Raw genomic sequence first — 23,568 nt, 5'->3', positions numbered from 1 at the left:
ACCGAGTTCGCGTGCCCTCGCCGGCCGTCGCGCGAACAAGTGACGCGCGGAAACTCGATCAAGAAAAGCTAAAGCGGCGCCAACAATTTCTGGATTGCCCGCGACGCTCATCCGTGGTTTGAGGCCTGCGTTCGAGGATCCAATTCCCGCTATGTCGCTTCCGCTCATCGCCTTGTTCATCGCCGCCTTTGCCTTCGGCACCACCGAATTCGTCATTGCCGGCGTGCTGCCGCAAGTGGCGCAAGGGCTTGGCGTTTCGGTTCCCTCGGCCGGCTATCTCGTCTCCGGCTATGCCTGCGGCATAGCCGTCGGCGGTCCGCTGCTGGCGCTAGCCACCAAGTCGCTGTCGCGCAAGAGCTTGCTGCTCGGCCTCGCCATCGCCTTCACCATCGGCCAGGCGGCCTGCGCGCTGGCGCCCGACTTCACCTCGATGCTTTTGTTGCGCATTGCCGTCGCGGTCGCGCATGGCGCCTATTTCGGCGTCGCCATGGTCGTCGCCGTCGGACTTGTGCGCGAGGACCAGCGCGGCATGGCGGTTGCCGTCATCCTGTCCGGCCTCACCGTCTCCAACGTCATAGGCGTGCCCGCCGGCACCGCGATCGGCAACATCTGGGGCTGGCGCGCCACCTTCTGGGTGATGTGCGCGCTCGGCGTGGCGGCAACGCTTGCCATGGCGGCGCTGTTGCCGCGCGCGACGGGATATCAGGTCAAGCCCGCCGGCCTCGCCCGCGAGGTTCGCGTGCTGGCCCGCCAGCAGGTCTGGACCTCGCTGATCCTGATGTTGATGCTGATGATCGGCCAGTTCGGCCTGTTCACCTACATCACGCCGACTTTGCTGGAGGTCACCGGGCTCGACGAGAACCTGGTGCCGTGGGTGCTGCTGCTCAACGGCGTCGGCGCAACGCTCGGTGTCTTTCTCGGCGGCAAGCTCTCCGACTGGAAGCTGATGCCGTCATTGATCACCATGCTGGCCCTGCAGGCGGTGACGCTAGCCATCATCCATGCCGTGAGCCCCTATCCCCTGCTGCTGATTATCGCCATCGTCATCTGGGGCGGTCTCAACTTCGCCATCGGCACACCGATCCAAACCCGGATCCTGGCCTGGACGGCAGACGCCTCGAACCTCGCTTCGTCGCTCATTCCGTCCGGCTTCAATGTCGGCATCGCGCTGGCCGCGTCGCTGGGCGCCGCCATGCTAAATGCCGGCTATGGCTACCGCAGCCTGCCGCTGCTCGGTGCTATCGCCATGCTGGTCGCCGTCGCGGTGGCGCTCGCCTCTTATGTCTGGGAAGGGCGCAGCAACGCCACGCCGCCACTGACGGCCCCAGCGGAGTAGAGTGGACGCCGGTTTTCCGCCACGCCCGCGACCTCGGTTTCGCTGTCGAGGACATCCGCTCGCTGATCGAATTGAGCGGCCACGCCGACCGGATCGCCGAGCAACAACTGATCTCGGTGCGGGAGAAGATCGCCCGGCTGAAGCGGCTGGAGGCCGAACTCGAACGCATCGCCACCTGCTGCAATGGCGAGAAGGTCGGCGACTGCTACGTCATCCGCGCGCTATCCGACCACGCGCTGTGCGCTGACGAGCATGATTGAGAGGTTCGACGGGGCAGCTTGCGTGTCGGGCAGTTGCTATACCGCTCCCATGTCTACGTCGGCGCCGCCCCTCATCTGGCTGCCGCCATCTTCTCCCCGTAAACGGGGCGAAGGACGCCCTCATCAATGGTTTCGCCAATCACCAGCGCTGCAGAAAAGGCGCCGAGGTCGCGGCAGCCCCCTTCACCCCGTCGCTATACGGGGAGAAGGTGCCGGCAGGCGGATGAGGGGCGGCGCAACGCTCGAAGAGAGGGAGCGAGCAGATTCAACCCCGCCCCACCTACAGCTCGATCCGAAACCGCAAACTCTCCGCCCCGCCATAGGCGGCGTCCTCGAAGAAGCGCTCGACGAGCTTGCCGCCATTGGCAAGGATCACCTTGTGCGATGCCGGATTGCCCGGCTTGGCGGTGATCTCGACATAGGGCAGCCCGACCGCCCTCGCCTCGTCCAGCATCAGCCGCAGCGCCTCGGTGGCGTAGCCGCGCCGCCGCTTCCACGGCACCACCGCATAGCCGATATGGCCAAGCACATGTGGCGGCAGCTCCGCCGTTCCTGGCTGCCAGCGGAAGCCGATCGAGCCCGACGCCTCGCCGTCCCATATCCAGCGGCGGAAGCCCGGCAGGCGCGGTACTTGCCTGCCATCCGGCAAGGTGATCGGGCCGCCCCTGGCTTGGGGATCGTCGAGGTCGGCGAGAAAGGCCACTGGATCTTTTTCGATTGCCGCAAGCTGCTCGCGCGTCGCTTCCATCAGCCGCACATTGTCCGGCGACCAGCCGCGCTCAAGCGCCGCCTTATAGGACGGCAGATGTTCAAGCGCGGGTTTGACGATTTCGACCATGGTGCACCGGCGGAGACGCTACGGCGATAAGATAGCAGCATCGCCCGGCGAGGCACGGTCCACCAAGGGGCAGCCTCTTGCGACAGGGCCGCGTTCCCATCGCTGGAAACGCGGCCCTGATCCAAGTCCTTGGGAGGACTGGCGCAACGGCACGGTCGCACTGGATCGCCACTAGAGCATTTTGCAGCCAAGCGGAATCGCTTGGCGTCGCAGAAATGCGGCTAAAACAAACAGTTAGAGCGGGATGCCAGGTTCAATTCAAATGCATCCCGCTCTAGCGATCTCAGGCGATGTCGAAGCGGTCGGCGTTCATCACCTTGGTCCATGCCGCCACGAAATCCCTGGCGAATTTCTGCCCGGCGTCGGCGGAGCCATAGACCTCGGCAAGTGCACGCAATTGCGCGTGCGAACCGAAGATCAGATCTGCGCGCGTGCCGGTCCACTTGACCGCCTTGGTCTTACGGTCGCGCGCTTCGTAGACTTCGTCGGAGCCGGCGGCCGGATCCCAGACCGTGTTCATGCTGAGCAGGTTGACGAAGAAGTCGTTGGTCAGCGTCCCCGGCCGGTCGGTGAACACGCCGTGCTTCGACTTGGCCGTGTTGGCGCCAAGCACCCGCAAGCCGCCGACCAGCACCGTCATCTCCGGCGCCGTCAGCGACAGCAATTGCGCCCGATCGACCAGCATGGCTTCGGTCGACATCGGCTGCTTGCCCCTGGCATAGTTGCGGAAGCCATCGACTTTCGGCTCGAGCGGCGCAAAGGAATGAACATCCGTCTGTTCCTGAGAGGCGTCCATGCGGCCTGGCGTGAATGGCACCTTCACCTCATGGCCCCCATCTTTCGCGGCTTTTTCGACCGCGGCGACGCCGCCGAGCACGATGAGGTCGGCAAGTGAGACCTTCTTGCCGCCGGTCTGTGCCGCGTTGAACTCGTTCTGGATGCCTTCAAGCCTGGCAAACACCTTCGACAGTTCGGCCGGCTGGTTGACCTCCCAGTCCTTCTGCGGCGCGAGCCGGATGCGGGCACCGTTGGCGCCGCCGCGCTTGTCGGAATTGCGGAATGTCGAGGCCGACGCCCAAGCGGTCGAAACCAACTCGGAGACCGACAGGCCCGATGCCAGGATCTTCGACTTCAGGGATGCGATATCCTGCTCGCTGACCAATTCGTGGTCGACCGCCGGGATCGGATCCTGCCAGATCAGCACTTCCTTCGGCACGAGCGGGCCGAGATAGCGAGCGATCGGGCCCATGTCGCGGTGGGTCAGCTTGTACCAGGCGCGGGCAAACGCGTCGGCGAACTGGTCGGGATGCTCGTGGAAACGCCGCGAGATCTTTTCGTAGGCCGGATCGACCCTCAGCGCGAGATCGGTGGTCAGCATGGACGGCGCGCGGCGCTTTGACGGATCGTGGGCATCCGGCACGGTGCCGGCACCGGCGCCGCCCTTCGGCGTCCATTGATGGGCGCCCGCCGGGCTCTTCGTCAGCTCCCATTCGTAGTTGAACAGATTGTCGAAGAAGTTGTTGCTCCACTTGGTCGGCGTCGTGGTCCAGGTCACCTCGAGGCCCGAGGTGATCGCGTCGCCTGCAATGCCGGTGGCATGCTTGCTCGACCAGCCGAGGCCCTGCGCTTCGATGCCGGCGCCTTCCGGCTCGGCTCCCACCAACGAGGCATCGCCGGCGCCGTGCGTCTTGCCGAAGGTGTGGCCGCCGGCGATCAGCGCCACGGTCTCCTCGTCGTTCATCGCCATGCGGCCGAAGGTTTCGCGGATGTCGCGTGCCGAAGCCAGCGGATCCGGCTTGCCGTTCGGCCCTTCCGGATTGACGTAGATCAGACCCATCTGCACGGCGCCGAGATGGCCTTGGAGTTCACGATCGCCGGAGTAGCGCTCGTCGTCGAGCCACTTGGTTTCCGAACCCCAGTCCACGTCCTGCTCGGGCTCCCAGACGTCGGCACGGCCGCCGGCGAAGCCGAAGGTCTTGAAGCCCATCGATTCGAGCGCGACATTGCCGGCGAGGATCAACAGGTCGGCCCAGGAGATCTTCCTGCCGTATTTCTGCTTGACCGGCCACAGCAGCCGGCGCGCCTTGTCGAGATTGGCATTGTCCGGCCAGCTGTTGAGCGGCGCGAAACGCTGCTGGCCGGCGCCGGCGCCGCCACGGCCGTCGCCGATGCGATAGGTGCCGGCACTGTGCCAGGCCATGCGGATGAACAGCGGTCCGTAGTGGCCGAAATCGGCGGGCCACCAATCCTGCGAATCCGTCATCACATGGTGCAGATCCTTGATCACCGCATCGAGATCGAGCGACTTGAATTCCTCGGCATAGTCGAACGCCTCGCCCATCGGGTCGGAGAGGTTCGATTGCTGATGCAGAACGCCGAGGTCAAGTTGGTTTGGCCACCAGTCACGGTTGCTCCTGCGGGAGGACCCATGCGCAACCGGGCATTTGCCCTTGCTGTTGTCGTCTGTGTTGGCGTCCATGTTTTTCTCCGATCGTGGCTGTGTTGTGCTGCTTCAACGGCTGCGTGAGCAAGGACACTGGATGTCCCTGGAGGTGGTCCGTTTCATGGCAGGCGCGATGACCTGTGCCCGATACGCGACCGAATATCTTGGAAGTCCCGTCACTGCGGGCGCCTGGACCAGGCGGTCCTGGCTGCTCCTCCTTACAGTTCCTATAGCAAAGCCGTGTGATTAATTTAAGTTGGATTTCCTGATTGCAGCGATAAGATCACACTATGACAAACCTGACGCTGAAGCAGCTGCGTTATTTCGAGGCGCTGGCCCGACACAACCATTTCGGCCGCGCGGCCGATGCATGCGCGATCTCCCAGCCCGCTATCTCGGTGCAGATCAAGGAATTGGAGGCGACGCTCGGCACCGAGCTGTTCGAAAGAGGTCCGCGGCAAGTCCGTCTGACCAATTTCGGCGAGGAGTTTGCCTTGCGCGTGCGCGACATCCTGCGTTCGGTGGACGAACTGACTGATCTCGCCCGCTCCTCGCGTGACCGGCTGGTCGGCCGGCTCCGCATCGGCGTCATCCCGACGGTCGCGCCATACCTTTTGCCGACCATCATCGGCAATCTCTCGCGCATGCATGACGGCCTCGATATCCATGTGCGCGAGACGCTGACGCAGAAGCTGATCCAGGAACTGGCGGACGGCCGGCTCGACGCGGCTATTGTCGCGCTGCCGGTGTCCGAACCATCGTTGACGGAGGTCGTGCTGTTTGCCGAGAACTTCGTGTTGGTCCGGCCCGGCGAGGACGAGGGAAAGCCGGTGCCCAATCGCGAAATGCTGCGCGAGATGCGGCTGCTTCTCCTGGAAGAAGGCCATTGCTTTCGCGACCAGGCGCTGTCGTTCTGCAGCATGCATTCGGCGCGGCCACGCGAGTTGCTGGACGGTAGCTCGCTGTCGACCTTGGTGCAGATGGTCGGCGCCGGCATCGGCGTCACCTTGATTCCGGAAATGGCCGTGGCGGTGGAGACGCGCTCGGCACCGGTTTCCATCGCGCGCTTCAGAAATCCCCAGCCCTCGCGCACGATCGGCATGGTCTGGCGCAACACCAGTCCCATCGCCAAACAGCTGCTGCGGATTTCCGAAGTCGTTCGTCAGTCAGCCGACGCGCTGCGCGCGCAACACAATCCACCATCGGTTGCACACCTCCTGAACCTGGCGGCAGCCGCCCAATGAAGGCTGCTTGACAGATCCGTCCTAGTGGGTGCGCTAAACAAGATGTGTTTCGCAGATTGATGCGGGACCATTTATGATTGATTCTCGGCGGCAACACCGCAAGGAATTGCAAAGCGCTTCGACAGGAGAATTGATCCGGTGCGGTTGAGATCTGTCTCTCTGGGTGTCGTCGCCTGCCTTCTTGTCATGGTCATCGCCGTGGCGGTGTCGGCCCGATCCTTTGCCGCACCATCTGACGTTCCGGCCTGGCTACAGCCCCATGTCGGCGACAGCGACGGGCAGATATCACAGGTGGTGCTGGAACGGGCGCGCGCGCTCTACCTCAAGAAGGTGGCGCAAGGTGCGGTCAAAAACCCCTGCTACTTCGCCATGGACGCGACGCGCCCCAGCGATCTGGGCAATGGCAAGCCCGGACACCGCTATTATGTCGTTTGCGAAGCCAGCCAGTCGTTTCGCGCGATTTCGTCGGGCCACGGCAGCGGCCGGAATTTGAAAGGCGTCGTCGATTTCGCCAACGGCAGACGCTGCGCGAAGAACTTCGGCAATGCGATGGATTCATCGTTGACCGCCGGCGGCGCCTATATGACCAGCGAGGCGAAAACCTCGTTCAAGGGCTACTACCGTACCGGCGCGAAACAGGATGCGGTTTTCCAGCGCACCTTCATACAGTTCGACGGTGAAGGCGAAGCCGCGAACGCCAGGCAACGGGTGATCGGCGGCCACGCTGCCCAGGTGCTGCACGGCATGTGCCTGCGCAAAAATCCCAACAGCTCGCACGCCGACCATGATGGCTACGTGCCGTTCGGCAAGCTGGTGGACTACGCAAGCGGCCGCAGCAATGGGTGCACCAGCTGGTCGCCGGCGGATGCCAAGCAGATCATCCCAATGGTCAAGGACAACCCGACGACGCTCTACATCTACCCTGAATCACGCGACATCGCCGCTGTAGCGTCCAGCCGTTCGCAGTCGGGCGCTTACTGGAACGCATCCTGCCTGAAAGAAATCGGCACTCCGAAATTCTGGCCGAGAAAGACCCTCGAGCCGATCATCGCTCAGTACAGCAAGGATCACCCGGCACCGGCGCCGCAGCCGGTGCCGATTTGCAAAGGGCCATGAAGTTCGCTCTCTGCGGACTTCACTCAACCACGCCGAGGCTCAGCGTAGAAAACCGAGCACGGCCTGCATGAACTCGGCTGGATACTCCAGCCAGCAAGCGACCTCCACGGCGCTTGCCTGATGCTGCGGCTGCCTCGGTCGGGAATGGATCAGCCGCGATGTCGGCAGCCGGTGCTTGTGCTGCGCCTTCATAATGCTCTTCAGGATTCGGCGATTTCGCCGCGCATGGCGCATTCTCCTTCGACGGCCGCCGACGGCGGTTCGCCCATGAAAAGAGTACCAAAGATGCCGGCAGGCTATTTGCTCGCGAAGACCGAAACCATGGAACGTTTTCCAAGGGCGCTCATTCAAGCATCTGGTGGCGCGGGGCCGCGGAACGAGAGGAGGTTACGATGAGAATTGCCGATTGTATGACGAAAGACGTCCAGATCGCCAATCCGGAGCAAACCATACGCGAAGCCGCCCGAACCATGGGCCGTCTCGACGCCGGCGTCATGCCGGTGGGTGAGAACGACCGGCTTGTCGGCATGATAACGGACCGGGATATCGCGATCCGGGGCATCGCCCAGGGCAAAGGACCCGACGCCAAAATTCGCGAGGTAATGAGCCCTGACGTCGAATATTGTTTCGACGACGAAGACGCAGACGACGTCCTTCACAAAATGGGTGAGCTTCAAGTGAGGCGCCTGCCGGTGTTGAACCGCGACAAGCGACTGATCGGCATTGTTTCGCTTGGCGACCTCGCCATGAATGGCGAATCGGCAAGGGCGGGTGAGGCATTGAGCGGCATCTCGCAGCAAGGCGGACAGCATTCGCAGATGCATTGAGGTCGGCTTAACAAGGCCGGCGTCGGGCTGCGCGCTGCCGACCAGATTGCGATAATCGACCCAGACAGAGGCGGATGTTGCTTGGTATGCCGCAACCGCATGGTCTATCCGTTCGGGTTTGGTGCCAATGTTGCGTGACGTCGACTATGTGCTGCGAAAACTCGATTGGATGCGCGCCGAACGCATCTGGCCTAACGGCTTGCGTTACCTCTGGACCGATGCGTTCGGGGTCGTGCTCTACGTCTCACTCTATACGGAAACTGGCGAGGCGCGCTGGCTGGACGAGGCTGAGCGGCTTGTGGCCGATGTTGAGCGTGTGCTCGGCCGTCGGCGCGGACTGAGAATCGGGGAAGCAGCTGATCGTGACGGTCAGTATTTCCACTACCTGGCGATGTGGCTGTTTGCCTTGGCGCGTCTCGGCGATCTGAAGCCGCGATACCGCGCGCGCGGTATCGTGCTGGCGCGTGACATTCACCCGGCTTTTGTGATCCCGGGCCGCGGTGTGATCTGGAAGATGCAGGAGGACTTGAGCAATCCTTATCCCGGCTATGGCCTCGGCAGCATGGACGCCTATGATGGCTATGTCTCCTACCGGATGCTCGATGAAGACGGGCTGGCGCCCGAAATCGCGCAGATGCGTGACCTGATCGAGCGCGATTGGCAAGCGCTCGATATCGAACAGGATCTCGGTCTCGGCATGATGCTGTGGCTCGCCCACTTCTTCCCCGCGGAGCCATGGGCCGAGACCCAGACGAGGCGATCGCTTGGAACCCTGGAAACAATGTGGGTCGACCCGCCGGGTTATTTCAGCCGCGCGCCGTGGCTGCGCGACACGAAGTTCGCTTTCACCAATTTCGGCGTGTCACTGGGGCTGCAGGCCAGCGACGTCTGGCCCGAGCGTGTCGACACGTTGAACGCCTACTTCGAGGACTGGCGCTCCGGTGACCAATATGATCGAGAGGCGATCACATGGGTGATGGCCTGCGCCTCGCACCTTCCCGCTGCGTTTATAACCCGCGGACGGATCAAGAGTGGCTGAATGCTTCCAGCCGGGGAAAATGGCTCGGCGCCACGCACAGCCGATGGTGCTCCAGATTTGTTGATTGGAACCAATGGCCTGCAACGCAGTTAGAGAGCCAGCAAGTCCGGTTGTAGCCCTGCCGCCATGTGGATCGGCGGTTTCAAGGCCAGCCGACTGAGCTTCGGAAGCGTGGAAAGCACGCTTGATGGAGAAAAATCATGAACCAGTGGTCAAACGCCAAGCTTTGTGACGTGGCAAATCTGATCCTTGGAGCAGTTCTCTTCTTCTCTCCGTGGATCTTCGCCTTCGCGGCGGGGACACAGTCCCAGAACGCCATGGGCAGCGGCATCGTGATTTTCTTGCTTTCGGTTGCCGCCCTCTCCGCCTTTGCTGTTTGGGAGGAGTGGTTGAACCTCGTTGTGGGTCTTTGGGTACTCGTGTCTCCCTGGGTGCTTGGATTCCAGGCAACCACGGCAATGGGCGTGCATGTTGTAATCGGCGTTCTGGTCGCGGTCCTTGCTGCGATCGAGCTGTGGATGATGTATCAGAACCCTCCAACGCAATCCGCAGCCTAGCAGGACTGGCGTCCTTGCGGCGCCGATTGTGATCTGGCGGGTGGCCCGCGCGAGCAAATGAACATGCGGGCGCCACAGCAATCGGGGCCGCACAGCCGCTAACGTCGACCCGCAGACAGCGTCGCCGACAGCCGAACCAAGAGGAGGTATCGACATGAAAGCAGTCCGCATCCATGCGTTTGGCGGACCCGAGGTTCTTTCGATCGATCAAGTCCCCTTGCCTCAGCCACTTGACGACGAGGTTCTGCTCAGGGTTCGCGCGGCGAGCGTCAATCCGATCGACTACAAGACCCGCGAAGGTTCGACGAGCCAGCCCCTGCCGGTCACGCTCGGTCGTGACGTGTCCGGCACGGTGGAAACATGCGGCACGCGAGCGCATACGTTGAAGAAGGGCGACCCGCTATTTGCCATGCTTGGGCATGACCGCGGCGGCAATGCCGAATATGTCGTGGTCAAGGCGACGGAGGCGGCTGCGAAGCCGGACCGTCTAAGCCATGTGGAAGCCGCTGCCGTTCCACTCGCAGGCATTCCTGCGTGGCAGGGCCTGTTTGAGCATGGCGGCCTCAAATCCGGGCAAAGGGTTCTCATCCATGGCGGCGCCGGCGGCGTCGGTCATCTGGCGATCCAGTTGGCCAAGGCCGCGGGCGCGTTCGTCGCGACAACCGTTTCCGCCGAGGACATCGTTTTTGTCCGCGAGCTCGGCGCGGATCAGACGATCGACTACAAGGACCAGCGTTTCGAAGAGGTCGTCGACAAGGTCGATCTGGTGTTCGACCTTGTCGCGGGCGACACGCAGGACCGCTCCTGGGATGTGCTCAAGCCAGGCGGGACGCTCGTTTCCACGCTTTCCCAACCTTCGCAGGAAAAGGCAAACGTGCGTCGGGCGCGTGGCGTCTCCTATCTGGCCGAGCCGAATGCGGCACATCTCGCGAAGATCGGCCATCTCATCGACGCCGGCAAGGTCATCCCCTTCGTGCAAGCTACCTATCCTCTTGGAGAGGTCGCCAGGGCGGAGGAACGGCTGGAAAACGAGCATGTGCGCGGCAAGATCGTGCTTGAGGTCTCGGCCTAGCGACCTGGTGGCAGCGATCGCGGATCTCTCCGACGGGACAGTGGTCCTGCCATCGCTCTCGATCGGTTTATCTGATGCGCGCCTCGCCTGCGCGGTCGCCGCCATTCCGCGCATTTGGAAACAGCAGCCTCAGTTTGTGTTCCGCGCTTTGCCCAGCCGCTCGACCATTGGGCGCCAGTTGAGGAACGTCGGGCGGGTTCCGGCGCAATCGAGAGCGTTCCCGGATTCCGCCGACAAGCAGATCTCGAGCCGCCGGAGAGATTTTCTCGACGGATAGCGAAACGATTGCCCCCGAGCATCGTTTCGAAACCAGGCACGAATAAATGAGGAGGCGATAATGAGCGCTACCGGTTTGGACGTTTTCGACAGGACGCTGCAGACAACGAACATCTGGCTCGATGAGATCATGGCCGATCATGGCCCGGATCGGCGGATTGCATGGCACATATTGGGCGCGGTCTTGCGGGCCGTAAGGGACAGGCTGCAGATCGGACTTGCGGCGAAGCTTGGGGCGGAATTGCCGCTGCTGGTGCGCGGCGCTTACTACGATCACTACCGGCCCGCAGCTGAGCCAGACAAAACGCGCTCGCTGGAAGACTTCTCGCAGCACATCGACGAGGAATTAAAATCAATCCGCCCCGTCGATCCCGAGGATGCAGCCCGCACGGTCTTCCGCGTTCTTACACGGCATATTGATCTTGGCCAATCGGCCAAGGTTCGCGATGCGCTGCCGAGGGAAATCCAGGCGCTCTGGCCCGAAAGCGTCGGCGTCAAGTAGCGACGGCAACGATTCTGGCGATTCCCAGCCGTGCCAAGGTGGTGCCCTGTCGGGCGTCAATCCCGCAACCGGTTGGCGACGTGATCCTGGCGCTGCTCGGTCGCGACCTCTCTAGAATCCAAGCCGCGTTCTCGGGAATGCTGTGCCTTGTCGCGATTGGATAGAACCTTGTTTTCTTCGAGCTTATCCTTTGGCGTCACGGTCATGGCGCCTGCGCCAGAGCCCTTTCCCTGCGAACCTGCTCCGATGTGTTTCTTGCTGCCGCGTGCCATGGGCTGCCTCCAATCTATGCCAAAACGTCTCACGATGGTGCCTAGTCGTCAGCACGGTCTTGTTCGTGTTGTCGCCCGGATGAGGAAGTGGTGCGTCGCCGCCGTGTCACGGCGTTTGCCTGTCCGGGCCTGCCCTCGTGCTGATAATGGCAAAGCGACGGGATCGTTCCGAAAGGCGTCGAATAGTCTTCTCGCCAAGTGGCTCGGTTCGGCTTAGCGCTGCTGCCGCCTGATCTTCGGAGCCTTGGTGCCCTTCGAACGCCCGGCGACCGCCGGACTGGCGCCGGATGCTTTTTCCGTCGCGGTACCCGGCGTGGCTTGCCTCGGCGGGTTCTGTCCGTCCGACTGGTGGGTTCGGTCTTCCACTTCGCCCATCCGACGGGTGAGCCCCACTCCGCCGGCAGGCTTCTTGTTGCCGGCCGCATCCTGGGAGAATTCATCGGATGCGTCGGCATCGGTCTTTGCCGGATACTTCGTCGCACCGGTTTCGTAGTGGGTTTTGTTCTCAGCCATGACATCTCTCCGGTTGCATGGCGGATAAACATCCCGGCGGTATCCGAGTTCCAGCTCCTGGCCTTGGATTCGGGAAGCGCCCAGTCGAATGAGGCTCTTCACCTTCGGCATAACGGAACAGAACCACGGACCTTGTGCCTTGTGGCAATTCCAACCCGGCAAAGGGCGTTGCCGTCCAGAGGGGATCGGAACTCACCACTGAAACGCCGCCCGTCCAAGGACAAGCAGACCGATCTGCGATTCCCGTTGCCCTCGCACCGCCAGCCGGACAGGCGCAGGGCAGCCGATTTTTCCCGCCCCAGCGACGAGATGGGCAGCAACCCTTACTGCAGCAACCCCTTGACGATGCCGCTCGCCTTGCCGAAATCCATCTGGCCGGAATATTTCTGCTTCAGCGCGGCGATCACCTTGCCCATGTCCTTCTGGCTGGCCGCGCCTGTCGCCGCGATCGCCTCGCGCGCCGCTGCCTGGATGGCGGCATCGTCAAGCTGCGCCGGCAGGAAGGTGCGGATGATCTCAATCTCGCCGCGCTCCTGCGCGGCCAGTTCGGGCCGTTTGCCGTCGTCGAATGCCTTTGCCGATTCCTCGCGCTGCTTCACCATCTTGGCCAGGATCTGCAGGATTTCCTCGTCGCTGGCCGGCTCCTTGCCCGAACCGCGATTGGCAATGTCGCGGTCATGAATGGCGGCCTGGATCAGCCGCAAAGTCGGCAGCCGGTGCTTGTCCTGCGCCTTCATCGCGCTCTTCAGGGATTCGGCGATTTTGCCGCGCATGGTGCATTCTCCTTCGATCGGCGCGGACAATAGCGTCGGGGGCGAGCCAACGCAAACCCAGAAATGCCAGGGCAAGCCTCTGATATTGCTAGATGAAATAAATCGAAGCCGCATTTCGCATGATCATTGACCGCCCTGCCCCCTTCCCCTATGTACTGGGCCTTGCATGAACTGAAGCTTGACTGCGTGGAAGCCGCGAAATCGCTGCTTGGCGCCGTTTGCTGCGCGGACGGCCCGCCGGGCCGTTGAGCCACGCAGCTTGATAGGAGTGCCGCCATGGCCGAGATGACGCCCGCCTGGGCAATCGAAAAGCCGACCGCCCTGCTGGTGCTGGCCGACGGCACCGTCATCGAGGGTCGCGGCCTCGGCGCCACCGGCTCCGCCGTCGCCGAAGTCTGCTTCAACACAGCGCTTACCGGCTACCAGGAAATCCTCACCGACCCGTCCTATGCCGGCCAGATCGTCACCTTCACCTTCCCGCATATCGGCAACATCGGCACCAATGACGAGGACATCGAGGACCTCAATCCGGTCGCCCGCGCCGGCGCCGTCGGCGCCGTGTTCAAGGCCGATGTCACCAACCCGTCCAACTATCGCGCCGGTACCGGACTCGACCAGTGGCTGAAGAAGCGCGGCATCGTCGCCCTGTCGGGCATCGACACCCGCGCGCTGACCGCGCTGATCCGCGAAAAGGGCATGCCCAACGCCGTCATCGCCCATGCGCCCGATGGCGTGTTCGACCTCGACGATCTGAAGCGTCGCGCCGCCGCGTGGTCCGGCCTGATCGGGCTCGATCTCGCCAAGGAGGTCACGTCGGGCCAGTCCTCGGTCTGGCGCGAGACGCCATGGGTGTGGAACGAAGGCTTTGGCGAACAGACCGAGCCTTCGATGCACGTCGTCGCCATCGACTACGGCGTCAAGCGCAACATCTTGCGCCTGCTCGCCGGCCTCGGCGCCAGGGTCACAGTCGTGCCAGCCAAGACCGGCGCCGAAGAAATCCTCGCCATGCAACCGGACGGCATTTTTCTCTCCAACGGTCCCGGCGACCCGGAGGCCACAGGCGACTATGCCGTCCCGGTTATCCAGGACCTGTTGAAGACCGACATTCCGGTGTTCGGCATTTGCCTCGGCCACCAGATGCTGGCGCTGGCGCTGGGCGGCAAGACCGCCAAGATGCATCAGGGCCATCACGGCGCCAACCATCCGGTCAAGGACCACACCACCGGCAAGGTCGAGATCGTCTCGATGAACCACGGCTTTGCCGTCGATGCCGACTCGCTACCGTCAGGCGTCGAGGAAACCCACGTCTCGCTGTTCGACGGTTCGAACTGCGGCATCACGCTCACCGGCCGGCCGGTGTTCTCGGTCCAGCATCACCCCGAGGCATCGCCCGGCCCGCAGGATTCGCACTATCTGTTCCGCCGCTTCGTCAACCTGATCCGCGAAAAGCGAGGCGAGGAATTGCTGGCCGAGCGGGCCTGACTTGACCCGTCAGCGCTGCCCCCAACGCCCTGCCGGGCACTTCCTTCTGAGACGGGGCCTCATATCTGTGCTCCATCTTCGGCGACGCCGGTAGTGACATTTGTGCGCGCCGCCGGCCTGGCCACTTTCGTGACGAAGACGATGAGCGCCAGCGTCAGGAAGCACGCTCCGAGCAAATAGGGCGCGCCGCCGAAGGTCACGGGCGCGTTCGGCCCGGTGAACCAGGAAAAGATCGCCGTATAGAGCAGTGGCGTGATGATCGAGGTGATCGAGAAGATCGAGGTCATCGCGCCCTGCAATTCGCCCTGCGCCGAAGGCGGCACCTTGGCTGCGGCGAGGCTCCTCAGCGGCGGGTCGGCCAGCGCTTCCAGACAGCCGACGACGATCACCGCATAGATCATCCAGCCCTGCGACGCGAACGCGTAGCCGAACGCGCTGAGTGCCGTGAAGGTAAGGCCGATGACCGCCGTCCTCCACTCGCCAAGCCGGGGGATCACGCGCGGCAGCACCGTCGCCATGACGATCGCGCCGCACAGGCCGAAGGCGCCGAGCGAGAAGCCGATCTGCTGCTCGCTCCAGCCATAACGGTAATTGGAAACGAACGACCAGACCGCCGGATACATCATGTGCCCGAGCGTCATCAGAAAAAAGGCGAGCCCGATCCAGCCGATGCCCTGATATTGGCGCATCTGGAGGAGCGTGCCGACCGGATTGGCGCGCTTCCACTCGAAGCGGCGGCGATGCTTGTCGTCGAGCGTTTCCGGCAACAGGAACAGCGCGATCAGGAAATTCACGAAGGCGAGTCCGGCAGCGAAATAGAACGGCACGCGCGGCCCGAACGTGCCGAGCAACCCGCCCAGGACCGGCCCGATGACGAAGCCGACGCCGAAGGCGATGCCGAGCAGGCCGAAATTCTTCGCCCGGTTCTCATCGTTCGAAATGTCGGCGACGAAGGCGGATGTCGTCGAATAGCTGGCGCCCGAAATGCCGGCCAGCACACGGCCGATGAACAGCATCGGGTAGGACCAAGCCACGGCGCAGATCAAATTGTCTATGGAAAAGGTCAGCACCGAGGCAAGCAGGATCGGCCGCCGCCCGAACCGGTCACTCAACCCGCCCATGATGGGCGCGAAGAAGAACTGCATGGCCGCATAGACGAAGAACAGCCAGCCGCCTTCGATCGCCGCTTCGCTGATGCTGACCCCGGTCAATTCCCTGAGATAGGCCGGCAGCACCGGCATGATCATGCCGAAGCCGATGATGTCGAGCAGCAGCGTGGTGAAGACGAGCGCAAGGCCCCGTCTGGCGGTTTTGGGGTCGATCATGACGGCTCAGGCTCCCGTGGTCGCCCTGGGGCGCAGGCGGACGCACCTTATAGGCGAGTCCGCCGTAAGGAACAATGCGGGAACAGATCGGATTCTTTCATCCTGACAGCCCCTGACGGCGCCTTGGCCGTCAGGTCAGCGCCCGGAAGCGGCTATTCAAATTGGCCCGCTCAGCGTGTTGCAATCCGAAAGCTTGCCGCTTTTGTAGCCGCGCGCCAGCCAGGTCTGCCGCTGCTGCGAGGTGCCGTGGTTGAAGCTTTCCGGCACGACATAGCCTTGCGCCTTCTTCTGCAGCGTGTCGTCGCCGATCTGCTTGGCGGCGTTCAGCGCGCTTTCGATGTCGCCCTGCTCCAATATGCCTTTCTGGTCGGTGTAATGCGCCCACACGCCGGCGAAGCAGTCTGCCTGAAGCTCGATGCGCACCGACATCTGGTTGGCCTCGACCTCGCCCATGCTTTGCCGCATCTGGTTGAACTTGGACATGATGCCGGTCAGGTTCTGCACGTGGTGGCCGATCTCATGCGCGATCACATAGGCGCGGGCGAATTCGCCAGAGGCGCCGAATTGCTGATCGAGCTGCTGGAAGAACGTCATGTCGAGATAGACCTTGTGGTCGCCGGGGCAGTAGAACGGTCCGGCCGCCGCGGAGGCAAAGCCGCAGGCCGAGCGGACCTGGCCGCTGAACAGCACCAGCTTCGGATCCTCATAGGTCAGGCCCTGCGATTTGAAGATGCCGGTCCAGGTGTCCTCGGTCTCGGCCAGCACGGTCGCCACGAACTGCTTCATCTCGTCATTGGCGGGCGTACCCGCGCCGCTGTCCTGGCCACCGCCGCTGTTGTCGGTGATCAGGCCACCGCCGCCGTCGCCACCGCCCAGGATCGTCGATGGATCGAAGCCGAAATACCATCCGGCCAGCACCACCAGGATGACGAGGAAGATGCTGCCGCCGCCGCCGGCGCGACCGCCAATCGGAATGCGGAACTGGCCGGGGCTGCCGCCGCCGAGCCCGCCGCCGCTGTCGCTGCGGTCGTCCTCGACATTGTCACTCTGACGACGGCCCTTCCAGAGCATGGCAACTCCTCGTGCTGCGAATTTCCCCGCTGTTCCGGGGCTCAACCCAACAAACAATTATCCCAATGGTTGCGGCAAGTCACAGCATTTTTCCAGACTGCGGCGGTGCTGGCATGGCGGCCCTCACCACTCTGGCCGAGAGTGCGCAAGGCCTGTAGCATTGCCCGCAATGGGGATGTGTTGGGCTTGAGGACGATCGGTTCGTTTCTGTCGCTGATTGCGGCGTTGTTTTGTCTCGGCACGCCGGCCGCCGGCGCGGTGACGCTCGATTCCAGTGTCGCCGTCACCGATCCCGCCACCTTGCAGGCGCTGGATCGCGGCGGTCTGTCGATCAGCCGCCTGCTCGGACCCGCGCTCGGCCTCACCCGCGAGGTCGACAATCGCGGCCTGTTTTCGGTGCCGGCGCTGGCCACGGTGCGCGACACCGTCAAGCTTGAGATCACCGACGAGCCGAAGACCAGCCCGGACCCTTATGTTGCGGCCATGGCGAAATCGAAGGACACCAGCCAGAAATTCAATCCAAAATACATCGACGACGACGGCTCGACGCTCGACCTGACCGGCGTCGTCAACCGCATGGATCGCGGCTATCTCGGGCGCACCGAATGCGGCGAGATCCGGCTGATCTACCGCTTCCACTATTCGGTCGCGGAAAAGCCGGTCAAGGGAAAGGCTGGCCAGCGCATTTCCTCGCGCCTGCCGCTGACCATGAGCCTGGTGTTCAACGCCAAACCCAGGCGGGCGCAAGCCCGCGCCTCGAAGGATTTGCCAAGCGCCACCGATGTGTCCTGCGCCGATGTCGCCCGGCGCTGGCTGGCTGCCGGGAAACGGGACCTGCCGCCCGATCAGCTTGCCGCCTGGCTGCGCTCCGACGAGGGGCCGCTGTCGGGTGCCATGCTGAATTCCTCGCAGATCATGCGGCTGGAACTCAACATGCAGGTGCTTCGGCTGTCGGCCTCGACACGGCGCGATTTCGGCGGCCACGCCGAGTACCTGCTGAAGATCTTCAAATGGGATCCGGCTACGTCCAGCTTCTATGAAGCGAAGATGGAAAACCAGATCGATCGGACCACAGTGCTGGCCGACAGGCCGTCCTTCGCCAAATGGCTGCTCACCGACCGAAACATCTACGACCTCGATCATGGCCGGCTGGTCATCGACGAAAAATTCCTGGCCAAAAGCGCCGTTTCCGTCGCGCCCGGCGGCCTCAGCCGGTCGCAGAACAACATCGCCCATGGGCTGGTCGACGACGCCGATATCGACAAGGCGCTGAAGGACTATGTCGCCAGGGGCAACACGCTCGCCACCATCAAGTCGGTGGCCGGCTTCGACTTGCGGCTCAACGAGATGAGCTGCACCGGCTGCCACCAGACGCATGGCATTGCCGGCTTCCACTACACCGGCGCCGATCCGGCCAGCGAGCCGCGCCGCAACGCCGTCTTCGTGCCGGGCTCGGCCGTCTTCTTCGGCGACCTGCCGCGCCGCCGCGCCATCGTCGAGCAGTTCGCCGCCGGCGGCCACCCGGACTTTACGCGCGGCTTCGCCGCCCGTCCGGACGCGAAATATGCCGAGGCACTGAAGGACACCGACCTCTACAATGGCTGGGGCTCGATCTGCTATCGCGGCGAGGACCTGAGCTTCAAGGACTGGACCTGCGGCGCGGGCCTGCGCTGCGCCGGCGTCCATGAAAGCGCCATCCATCCGGGCTTCGGCACCTGCGTCAGCGAGGCCGGCACGGCGGTCGGCGATCCCGTCGAATTCGGCGAGATCAAGATGTCGACCTGGGGCAACGACCAGTATTGCCGCCTGTCGCCGGCCACCGCCAAGGCCTGCGCCATCGACCCGGCGCGGGACAAGAAGCCGGTGGTCAAGCTCGCCGGCTATGGCGCGGCGCGCCAGCGCTACGACAATCCCGAACAGAAGACCGGCGGCTTTCCCGGCGGCATGCTTCGCAAGGCGGGCTGCGACAAGCTTCCCGACGAGGCGACGTGCGGTCGTCTCGCCAAGACCGGCTTCAACGACTGCGTCGCCTCGGGCAAGGACCACAAATTCTGCACCAGGGAGTTCACCAAGACCGCCGGCCTGCGTGCTTGCGACAAGGCCCATCCCTGCCGCGAGGACTATATCTGCACCGCCGGCTATGACGATCTGGCGGAAGCGAAAGCCGGCAAGGGCACCTGCATTCCGCCCTATTTCATCTTCCAGTTCCGCGTCGACGGCCACCCGCGCAGCTGGGTGCAGGATGTCAGGGAGTGAGGGACCGGTTTGCCGCAGGCAAATTGAAAGGTCCAGTGGACCTTTCAAAGGACCCGAACGCCCGGAGCCATAGCGGAGGGCCAAGCGGTGCTGCCCTCAGCGAGTCTAATCTTTCTGCTTGGCGCCGGCGCTCTTGCCGTCGGAACTCTTAGAACGTTCCTCGAAACGCGCCGCGCCCTTTTTCAGGGGATGGCCGGTCTCGGCCTCGGTCTTGCGCTCGTCCTTCGCCGCCGCCTGTTTCAGTCCCTTGGCTGCCTGCTTGCCCTTTGCGGTCGGTGCCTGTTCAACGCCCATCGCTTCCTCCCTTGCCGCGCGACTTGCGCGGGTTTCAGGAGCAACGTGCGTAGCGCGCGGCGGTTCCCGCGGCTCGGGAAATCCGGCGGCGAACGCGGTTCAGCGCGCCGCCGTCATTGCTTTGCGAAACGCTTCCAGCGTCTCTGCGCTGACATGGTGCTCGATGCCCTCGGCATCGATGCGCGCGGTCTCGGCGCTGACGCCGAGCGAGCGCAGGAAGGCTTCCACCGTCTGGTGGCGGATGCGGCTTTGCTCCGCGACCTTGCGGCCGGCATCGGTCAGGAACACACCGCGATAGGGCTTTCTCGACACCAGCCCGTCGGCGCACAGCCTGGTCAGCATCTTGGCCACTGTCGGCTGGGCGACGCCAAGCCGTGCGGCGATATCGACCTGGCGCGCCTCGTTGCCGTCCTCGATCAGGTCTGCGATCAACTCGACATAATCCTCGACCAGCGCGCTGCGGCGCGCTTCGCGCGTCTGCCGGAAGCCCTCCGAATGAACGTCGGCGTCGAGCAGCGGCTCACGCGGGACTGATCTGTTCTTCGGCGCCAATACGCGCTCCTCCCGAGGCTTTTGCTGTCCATGCATTTATAGCACAGGCTCTGATTCTTCAGGCCGTTTATTTGCATTCCGCCACAGGTGCAACCGGCGTTTGCGATTGCCCCTTCGCGCGCTGATGGCCGTCATATAAAAAGCACGAACAATGAAATATAGCATATTGCATAATGTTGAGCCATGGCATAGCTTAAGGCAACATCGTACAGTTTCGCGGAAAGCCCTCCCTCATGTCCAACGTCGAAGCCACAGTTCCCCGCTCCTCATGGCGCTTCGCCAGGCCCGAGGAAGACGAACAGCCCAGCCTGCGCGAAGTCAATTCCTCGATCGCCGTGCCGAATTCGGGTATCTGGTTCCGTCGCCTGTTCGCCTTCATGGGCCCCGGCTACATGGTCTCGGTCGGCTACATGGATCCCGGCAACTGGGCGACCGACCTCGCCGGCGGCGCGCAGTTCGGCTACACGCTGCTGTTCATCATCATGCTGTCCAACCTGATGGCAATCCTGCTGCAGGCGCTGGCGGCACGGCTCGGCATCGCCACCGGCCGCGACCTTGCCCAGGCCTGCCGCGCCTACTATCCCCGTCCGGTCAACTTCGTGCTGTGGATCGCCTGTGAACTGGCCATCATCGCTTGCGACCTGGCCGAGGTCATCGGCACCGCGATCGCGCTGCAGCTTCTGTTCGGCATTCCGCTGATCGGCGGCGCGATACTGACGGCGCTCGACGCCTTCCTCGTGCTTCTCTTGATGAACAAGGGCTTCCGCTATCTCGAAGCCTTCGTCATCGCGCTTCTGATCATCATCTTCAGCTGCTTTGCCATCCAGATCTTCGTTGCCGCCCCGCCGGCCGGCTCAATCCTGCATGCGATGTTCGTGCCGTCGTCGGAAATCGTCACCAATCCGGCGATGCTTTACATCGCCATCGGCATCATCGGCGCCACCGTCATGCCGCACAATCTCTACCTGCACTCCTCGATCGTGCAGACCCGCGCCTATGAACGCACCGACAAGGGCAAGCGCGACGCCATCAAATGGGCAACGACCGACTCGACCATCGCCCTGATGCTGGCCCTGTTCGTCAACGCCTCGATCTTGATCGTATCCGCGGTCGCTTTCCATAACACCGGTCACCATGACGTCGCCGAGATCAGCCAGGCCTTCGAGCTGTTGTCGCCGCTGCTCGGCCTCGGCATAGCCTCGATCCTGTTCGCGGTGGCGCTGTTGGCTTCCGGCCTGAACTCGACGGTGACGGCGACGCTGGCCGGCCAGATCGTCATGGAAGGCTTTCTGCGCCTGCGCATCCCCAACTGGGCGCGCCGGCTTCTGACGCGCGGCCTCGCCATCGTCCCGGTGGTGATCGTCACCGCGCTCTATGGCGAAAAGGGCACCGGCCAGCTGCTGGTGTTCAGCCAGGTGATCCTGTCGATGCAGCTGCCCTTCGCGGTCATTCCGCTGGTGCAGTTCGTGTCCGACAAGAAGAAGATGGGCAATCTCGCCATTCCGCGCGGCGTCGCGGCCCTTGCCTGGGTGGTCGCGGCGGTCATCCTGTCGCTCAACTTCAAGCTGCTCTACGATACCATGTTCGGGATCGGCTGAGCTTCCGCCTCGCCGGGACATCGAATACCAGCTCCGCGCAAAGGGTAGTCCAGCGACAAATCGGCGATCCGCGCTATCTTCTCCGGCATCATGACGCGGATCGAAGACATCAGGAAGTTCTACGCGCGGCTGATGGCCGCCAATGCCGGCTCGCCCGACCCGCGCCTGGAGGCGGTTTTCACCGAGGTGCCGCGCGAAACGTTTCTCGGTCCCGGGCCGTGGACGATCATCGCCGGTAACGGCAAGATCACGACGCCGAGCGCCGATCCGGCCCACATCTACCAAAACGTGCTGGTGGCGCTCGACGACGACAAGGGCATCAACAATGGCGAGCCGTTCCTGCACGCCATGTGGATCGGAAAGCTTGCACCGAGACCCGGCGAAGCCGTTTGCCATATCGGCGCCGGCACCGGCTACTACACCGCTGTGCTGGCCAGGCTGGTTTCACCAGGCGGCACCGCCACCGCTTTCGAACTCGATGAAAATCTAGCCAACCTCGCGCAACGAAATCTCGAAGCCTATGGCAATGTAACCGTCGTCCATGGCAATGCGGTGACGATGCCCTTGCCGTCGTCCGACATCATCTATGTCAATGCCGGCGTCGTCGCCCCGCCAGCCGGATGGCTGAAGGCGCTGCGCCCAGGCGGCCGCATGATCTTTCCCTGGCGCCCGGCCGAGCGTGTCCCTCTGGCGGTGATGGTGACCCGCACCGAAAAGGGCTTCGCTTGCGATCCGTTTATGCGATCGTGGTTCATTCCCTGTGTCGGCGCCTCGGTTGCGGGCCCCGCGGCGACGATCCCGACGCGCGAGCAGGCCGCGCGCAGCCGCTCGATCTGGCTGGTGCGGGACAAAACGCCGGACCGCACTGCCACCGCGATCTTCGGCGATGTCTGGTTCTCATCGAAAAATCTCGACGCCGGACCGCGCAAATGACGGTGGTCTGCCAAAATTTTCACATGTCCTGTCGGACCGATTAGCGCTCGCCCGTCCTTGGGCTGAAGTCCCGCCGCGACGGCGTGGATTGAGTTAAAGGGAGCATTGGAATGAGAAAGATCATCGCCGCGACATTCGTCAGCCTCGACGGCGTCATGCAGGCACCGGGCGGTCCGGAAGAGGATCCTGTCGGCGGCTTCAAGTTCGGCGGCTGGACGTTCCATTACTTCGACGACGTGGCGGGCGCGGCAATAGATGAATTATTCTCCAAACCCTTCGCCCTGCTGCTCGGCCGCAGAACCTACGACATCTTCGCCGCGTACTGGCCGTATCAGAAAGATTCGATCGCGGATGCCTTCAACCCCGCGACCAAATATGTGGCGACGCATCGGCCGGATTCGCTCACCTGGCGGAACACGCAATCGCTTGGGCCGGATATCGTCGCGACGTTGCGCCGCCTCAAGCAGGAGGATGGACCCGACCTGCTCATCCAGGGATCGGCCAATCTGATCCAGACCTTGCTCGCCAACGGGCTGATCGACGAGATCAGGCTGATGATCTTCCCGCTATTGCTGGGCAAGGGCAAGCGGCTGTTCGGCGATGACGCGATGCCGGCCGCCTTCAGGCTTGCCAAGTCGCAGGTCTCCAGCACCGGCGTCATCATGGCGACCTACGAGCGCGCGGGCGAAATCAAGGTCGGGTCGTTTGCGACGGAGAAGCCGTCCGAGGCCGAGATCGAGCGGCGCAAGAACTGGAAGTAGCAGAGCCGGAACATGGCGCCAAGCTGGACCACCCCTCATCCGACCGAGCTTCGCTCGGCCACCTTGCATAAGCGACGTTGTATGAAGTGGTCGTCTCGTAAGGGACGCCAAAGGCCCGGTGGCCCCCCGGCCGGTTGCGCCCCTCGTCGGATCGCGGGCCACCCGAACCCGTGGGGTTAAGGAGAAGCAAGATCGCGATCGGCTCTTCATCGTGGCCCGGATGGTTGC

At 63.2% G+C, this 23,568-nt stretch carries 24 protein-coding genes and 1 pseudogene; 15 read left to right on the top strand and 10 right to left on the bottom strand.

Annotation, left to right across the window (positions count from 1 at the left end):
* Positions 1-151: 151 nt before the first annotated feature.
* Positions 152-1,336 carry an MFS transporter gene (locus tag NKH19_RS23635; RefSeq protein ID WP_352863685.1) on the top strand — a complete coding sequence of 395 codons (1,185 nt, stop codon included), beginning with the start codon at positions 152-154 and terminating at the stop codon, positions 1,334-1,336.
* Positions 1,337-1,353: 17 nt separating this feature from the next.
* A pseudogene (locus NKH19_RS23630) lies at positions 1,354-1,596 on the top strand (MerR family DNA-binding protein); the annotation flags it as partial.
* A 280-nt stretch (positions 1,597-1,876) separates the two neighbouring features.
* Here NKH19_RS23630 and NKH19_RS23625 read toward each other — a convergent pair.
* Positions 1,877-2,434 (bottom strand): GNAT family N-acetyltransferase, encoded by a 558-nt coding sequence (locus NKH19_RS23625; RefSeq protein ID WP_352863687.1) that lies wholly within the window; start codon positions 2,432-2,434, stop codon positions 1,877-1,879.
* A 283-nt stretch (positions 2,435-2,717) separates the two neighbouring features.
* Complete coding sequence (gene katG, locus NKH19_RS23620; protein WP_352863689.1) at positions 2,718-4,913, bottom strand: catalase/peroxidase HPI; 2,196 nt, start codon at positions 4,911-4,913, stop codon at positions 2,718-2,720.
* A 254-nt stretch (positions 4,914-5,167) separates the two neighbouring features.
* On the opposite strand from katG, the gene NKH19_RS23615 reads away from it, so the two are divergent.
* Entirely contained in the window at positions 5,168-6,121 is a 954-nt protein-coding gene (locus tag NKH19_RS23615) for a hydrogen peroxide-inducible genes activator (protein WP_352863691.1), read from the top strand.
* Positions 6,122-6,259: 138 nt separating this feature from the next.
* Positions 6,260-7,237: a hypothetical protein gene (locus NKH19_RS23610; protein ID WP_352863693.1), complete on the top strand. Its 978-nt coding sequence runs from the start codon at positions 6,260-6,262 to the stop codon at positions 7,235-7,237.
* 39 nt (positions 7,238-7,276) lie between these two features.
* On the opposite strand, the gene NKH19_RS23605 is transcribed toward NKH19_RS23610, so the two are convergent.
* Positions 7,277-7,429 (bottom strand): hypothetical protein, encoded by a 153-nt coding sequence (locus tag NKH19_RS23605; RefSeq protein WP_352863695.1) that lies wholly within the window; start codon positions 7,427-7,429, stop codon positions 7,277-7,279.
* A gap of 200 nt (positions 7,430-7,629) precedes the next feature.
* On the opposite strand from NKH19_RS23605, the gene NKH19_RS23600 reads away from it, so the two are divergent.
* The 6 genes from NKH19_RS23600 (at position 7,630) to NKH19_RS23575 (ending at position 11,510) form a co-directional block, all read left to right on the top strand.
* Positions 7,630-8,064 carry a CBS domain-containing protein gene (locus NKH19_RS23600; RefSeq protein WP_352863697.1) on the top strand — a complete coding sequence of 145 codons (435 nt, stop codon included), beginning with the start codon at positions 7,630-7,632 and terminating at the stop codon, positions 8,062-8,064.
* Between the two features lie 169 nt (positions 8,065-8,233).
* Positions 8,234-9,103, top strand: coding sequence for a hypothetical protein (locus NKH19_RS23595; protein WP_352880200.1), 870 nt, complete (start codon positions 8,234-8,236; stop codon positions 9,101-9,103).
* A 200-nt stretch (positions 9,104-9,303) separates the two neighbouring features.
* Positions 9,304-9,660: an SPW repeat protein gene (locus NKH19_RS23590; RefSeq protein WP_352863701.1), complete on the top strand. Its 357-nt coding sequence runs from the start codon at positions 9,304-9,306 to the stop codon at positions 9,658-9,660.
* Between the two features lie 154 nt (positions 9,661-9,814).
* Positions 9,815-10,732 carry an NADP-dependent oxidoreductase gene (locus NKH19_RS23585; protein ID WP_352982885.1) on the top strand — a complete coding sequence of 306 codons (918 nt, stop codon included), beginning with the start codon at positions 9,815-9,817 and terminating at the stop codon, positions 10,730-10,732.
* A 7-nt stretch (positions 10,733-10,739) separates the two neighbouring features.
* A complete protein-coding gene (locus tag NKH19_RS23580; protein ID WP_352880198.1) occupies positions 10,740-11,009 on the top strand; it encodes a hypothetical protein in 270 nt (89 codons plus the stop codon).
* A 60-nt stretch (positions 11,010-11,069) separates the two neighbouring features.
* Positions 11,070-11,510: a DUF2267 domain-containing protein gene (locus NKH19_RS23575; protein ID WP_352863708.1), complete on the top strand. Its 441-nt coding sequence runs from the start codon at positions 11,070-11,072 to the stop codon at positions 11,508-11,510.
* A 56-nt stretch (positions 11,511-11,566) separates the two neighbouring features.
* Here the strand turns inward: NKH19_RS23575 and NKH19_RS23570 are convergent, their stop codons facing one another.
* The 3 genes from NKH19_RS23570 to NKH19_RS23560 all read right to left on the bottom strand — a co-directional run bounded on the left by NKH19_RS23570 (position 11,567) and on the right by NKH19_RS23560 (position 13,068).
* Positions 11,567-11,782 (bottom strand): hypothetical protein, encoded by a 216-nt coding sequence (locus tag NKH19_RS23570; protein ID WP_352863710.1) that lies wholly within the window; start codon positions 11,780-11,782, stop codon positions 11,567-11,569.
* 213 nt (positions 11,783-11,995) lie between these two features.
* Positions 11,996-12,295: a hypothetical protein gene (locus tag NKH19_RS23565; protein WP_352863712.1), complete on the bottom strand. Its 300-nt coding sequence runs from the start codon at positions 12,293-12,295 to the stop codon at positions 11,996-11,998.
* 323 nt (positions 12,296-12,618) lie between these two features.
* The gene (locus NKH19_RS23560; RefSeq protein ID WP_352863714.1) at positions 12,619-13,068 is read right to left on the bottom strand and encodes a GatB/YqeY domain-containing protein; all 450 of its coding nucleotides are present in this window, start codon (positions 13,066-13,068) and stop codon (positions 12,619-12,621) included.
* A 276-nt stretch (positions 13,069-13,344) separates the two neighbouring features.
* Here NKH19_RS23560 and carA point away from each other — a divergent pair, with 276 nt between their 5' ends.
* Entirely contained in the window at positions 13,345-14,550 is a 1,206-nt protein-coding gene (gene carA / locus NKH19_RS23555; RefSeq protein WP_352863716.1) for a glutamine-hydrolyzing carbamoyl-phosphate synthase small subunit, read from the top strand.
* A 59-nt stretch (positions 14,551-14,609) separates the two neighbouring features.
* Here the strand turns inward: carA and NKH19_RS23550 are convergent, their stop codons facing one another.
* Positions 14,610-15,875 (bottom strand): TCR/Tet family MFS transporter, encoded by a 1,266-nt coding sequence (locus NKH19_RS23550; protein WP_352863718.1) that lies wholly within the window; start codon positions 15,873-15,875, stop codon positions 14,610-14,612.
* Between the two features lie 156 nt (positions 15,876-16,031).
* Positions 16,032-16,946, bottom strand: coding sequence for a KPN_02809 family neutral zinc metallopeptidase (gene ypfJ, locus NKH19_RS23545; protein WP_352863720.1), 915 nt, complete (start codon positions 16,944-16,946; stop codon positions 16,032-16,034).
* Between the two features lie 177 nt (positions 16,947-17,123).
* Here ypfJ and NKH19_RS23540 point away from each other — a divergent pair, with 177 nt between their 5' ends.
* Positions 17,124-19,202: a hypothetical protein gene (locus NKH19_RS23540; RefSeq protein WP_352863722.1), complete on the top strand. Its 2,079-nt coding sequence runs from the start codon at positions 17,124-17,126 to the stop codon at positions 19,200-19,202.
* Positions 19,203-19,307: 105 nt separating this feature from the next.
* Here NKH19_RS23540 and NKH19_RS23535 read toward each other — a convergent pair whose 3' ends face one another.
* Together NKH19_RS23535 and mntR are read right to left on the bottom strand one after the other, a co-directional pair.
* The gene (locus NKH19_RS23535; protein WP_109659990.1) at positions 19,308-19,496 is read right to left on the bottom strand and encodes a hypothetical protein; all 189 of its coding nucleotides are present in this window, start codon (positions 19,494-19,496) and stop codon (positions 19,308-19,310) included.
* 99 nt (positions 19,497-19,595) lie between these two features.
* A complete protein-coding gene (gene mntR, locus NKH19_RS23530; RefSeq protein WP_352863724.1) occupies positions 19,596-20,048 on the bottom strand; it encodes a manganese-binding transcriptional regulator MntR in 453 nt (150 codons plus the stop codon).
* Between the two features lie 233 nt (positions 20,049-20,281).
* On the opposite strand from mntR, the gene NKH19_RS23525 reads away from it, so the two are divergent.
* From NKH19_RS23525 to NKH19_RS23515, 3 genes are all read left to right on the top strand, one after another.
* Positions 20,282-21,646: an Nramp family divalent metal transporter gene (locus NKH19_RS23525; protein ID WP_352863726.1), complete on the top strand. Its 1,365-nt coding sequence runs from the start codon at positions 20,282-20,284 to the stop codon at positions 21,644-21,646.
* Positions 21,647-21,736: 90 nt separating this feature from the next.
* The gene (locus NKH19_RS23520; RefSeq protein WP_352863728.1) at positions 21,737-22,579 is read left to right on the top strand and encodes a protein-L-isoaspartate O-methyltransferase family protein; all 843 of its coding nucleotides are present in this window, start codon (positions 21,737-21,739) and stop codon (positions 22,577-22,579) included.
* A 110-nt stretch (positions 22,580-22,689) separates the two neighbouring features.
* Complete coding sequence (locus NKH19_RS23515; protein ID WP_352863730.1) at positions 22,690-23,340, top strand: dihydrofolate reductase family protein; 651 nt, start codon at positions 22,690-22,692, stop codon at positions 23,338-23,340.
* The last annotated feature ends 228 nt before the right edge of the window (positions 23,341-23,568 follow it).

Source organism: Mesorhizobium sp. M1338 (assembly GCF_040318045.1).
Lineage (GTDB): Bacteria > Pseudomonadota > Alphaproteobacteria > Rhizobiales > Rhizobiaceae > Mesorhizobium.
This window is presented reverse-complemented; position numbering and strand designations above follow the sequence as displayed.

Excerpts from the sequence above, each read along its gene's own strand:
- ypfJ (WP_352863720.1), bottom strand. The coding sequence starts at position 16,946 with ATGCTCTGGAAGGGCCGTCGTCAGAGTGACAATGTCGAGGACGACCGC.
- NKH19_RS23595 (WP_352880200.1), top strand. The coding sequence starts at position 8,234 with ATGCGCGCCGAACGCATCTGGCCTAACGGCTTGCGTTACCTCTGGACC.
- NKH19_RS23515 (WP_352863730.1), top strand. The coding sequence starts at position 22,690 with ATGAGAAAGATCATCGCCGCGACATTCGTCAGCCTCGACGGCGTCATG.
- NKH19_RS23560 (WP_352863714.1), bottom strand. The coding sequence starts at position 13,068 with ATGCGCGGCAAAATCGCCGAATCCCTGAAGAGCGCGATGAAGGCGCAG.
- NKH19_RS23585 (WP_352982885.1), top strand. The coding sequence starts at position 9,815 with ATGAAAGCAGTCCGCATCCATGCGTTTGGCGGACCCGAGGTTCTTTCG.
- NKH19_RS23600 (WP_352863697.1), top strand. The coding sequence starts at position 7,630 with ATGAGAATTGCCGATTGTATGACGAAAGACGTCCAGATCGCCAATCCG.
- carA (WP_352863716.1), top strand. The coding sequence starts at position 13,345 with ATGGCCGAGATGACGCCCGCCTGGGCAATCGAAAAGCCGACCGCCCTG.
- NKH19_RS23635 (WP_352863685.1), top strand. The coding sequence starts at position 152 with ATGTCGCTTCCGCTCATCGCCTTGTTCATCGCCGCCTTTGCCTTCGGC.
- NKH19_RS23520 (WP_352863728.1), top strand. The coding sequence starts at position 21,737 with ATGACGCGGATCGAAGACATCAGGAAGTTCTACGCGCGGCTGATGGCC.
- NKH19_RS23625 (WP_352863687.1), bottom strand. The coding sequence starts at position 2,434 with ATGGTCGAAATCGTCAAACCCGCGCTTGAACATCTGCCGTCCTATAAG.
- NKH19_RS23570 (WP_352863710.1), bottom strand. The coding sequence starts at position 11,782 with ATGGCACGCGGCAGCAAGAAACACATCGGAGCAGGTTCGCAGGGAAAG.
- NKH19_RS23535 (WP_109659990.1), bottom strand. The coding sequence starts at position 19,496 with ATGGGCGTTGAACAGGCACCGACCGCAAAGGGCAAGCAGGCAGCCAAG.
- NKH19_RS23615 (WP_352863691.1), top strand. The coding sequence starts at position 5,168 with ATGACAAACCTGACGCTGAAGCAGCTGCGTTATTTCGAGGCGCTGGCC.
- NKH19_RS23605 (WP_352863695.1), bottom strand. The coding sequence starts at position 7,429 with ATGAAGGCGCAGCACAAGCACCGGCTGCCGACATCGCGGCTGATCCAT.
- NKH19_RS23565 (WP_352863712.1), bottom strand. The coding sequence starts at position 12,295 with ATGGCTGAGAACAAAACCCACTACGAAACCGGTGCGACGAAGTATCCG.
- NKH19_RS23550 (WP_352863718.1), bottom strand. The coding sequence starts at position 15,875 with ATGATCGACCCCAAAACCGCCAGACGGGGCCTTGCGCTCGTCTTCACC.
- NKH19_RS23575 (WP_352863708.1), top strand. The coding sequence starts at position 11,070 with ATGAGCGCTACCGGTTTGGACGTTTTCGACAGGACGCTGCAGACAACG.
- NKH19_RS23590 (WP_352863701.1), top strand. The coding sequence starts at position 9,304 with ATGAACCAGTGGTCAAACGCCAAGCTTTGTGACGTGGCAAATCTGATC.
- katG (WP_352863689.1), bottom strand. The coding sequence starts at position 4,913 with ATGGACGCCAACACAGACGACAACAGCAAGGGCAAATGCCCGGTTGCG.
- NKH19_RS23525 (WP_352863726.1), top strand. The coding sequence starts at position 20,282 with ATGTCCAACGTCGAAGCCACAGTTCCCCGCTCCTCATGGCGCTTCGCC.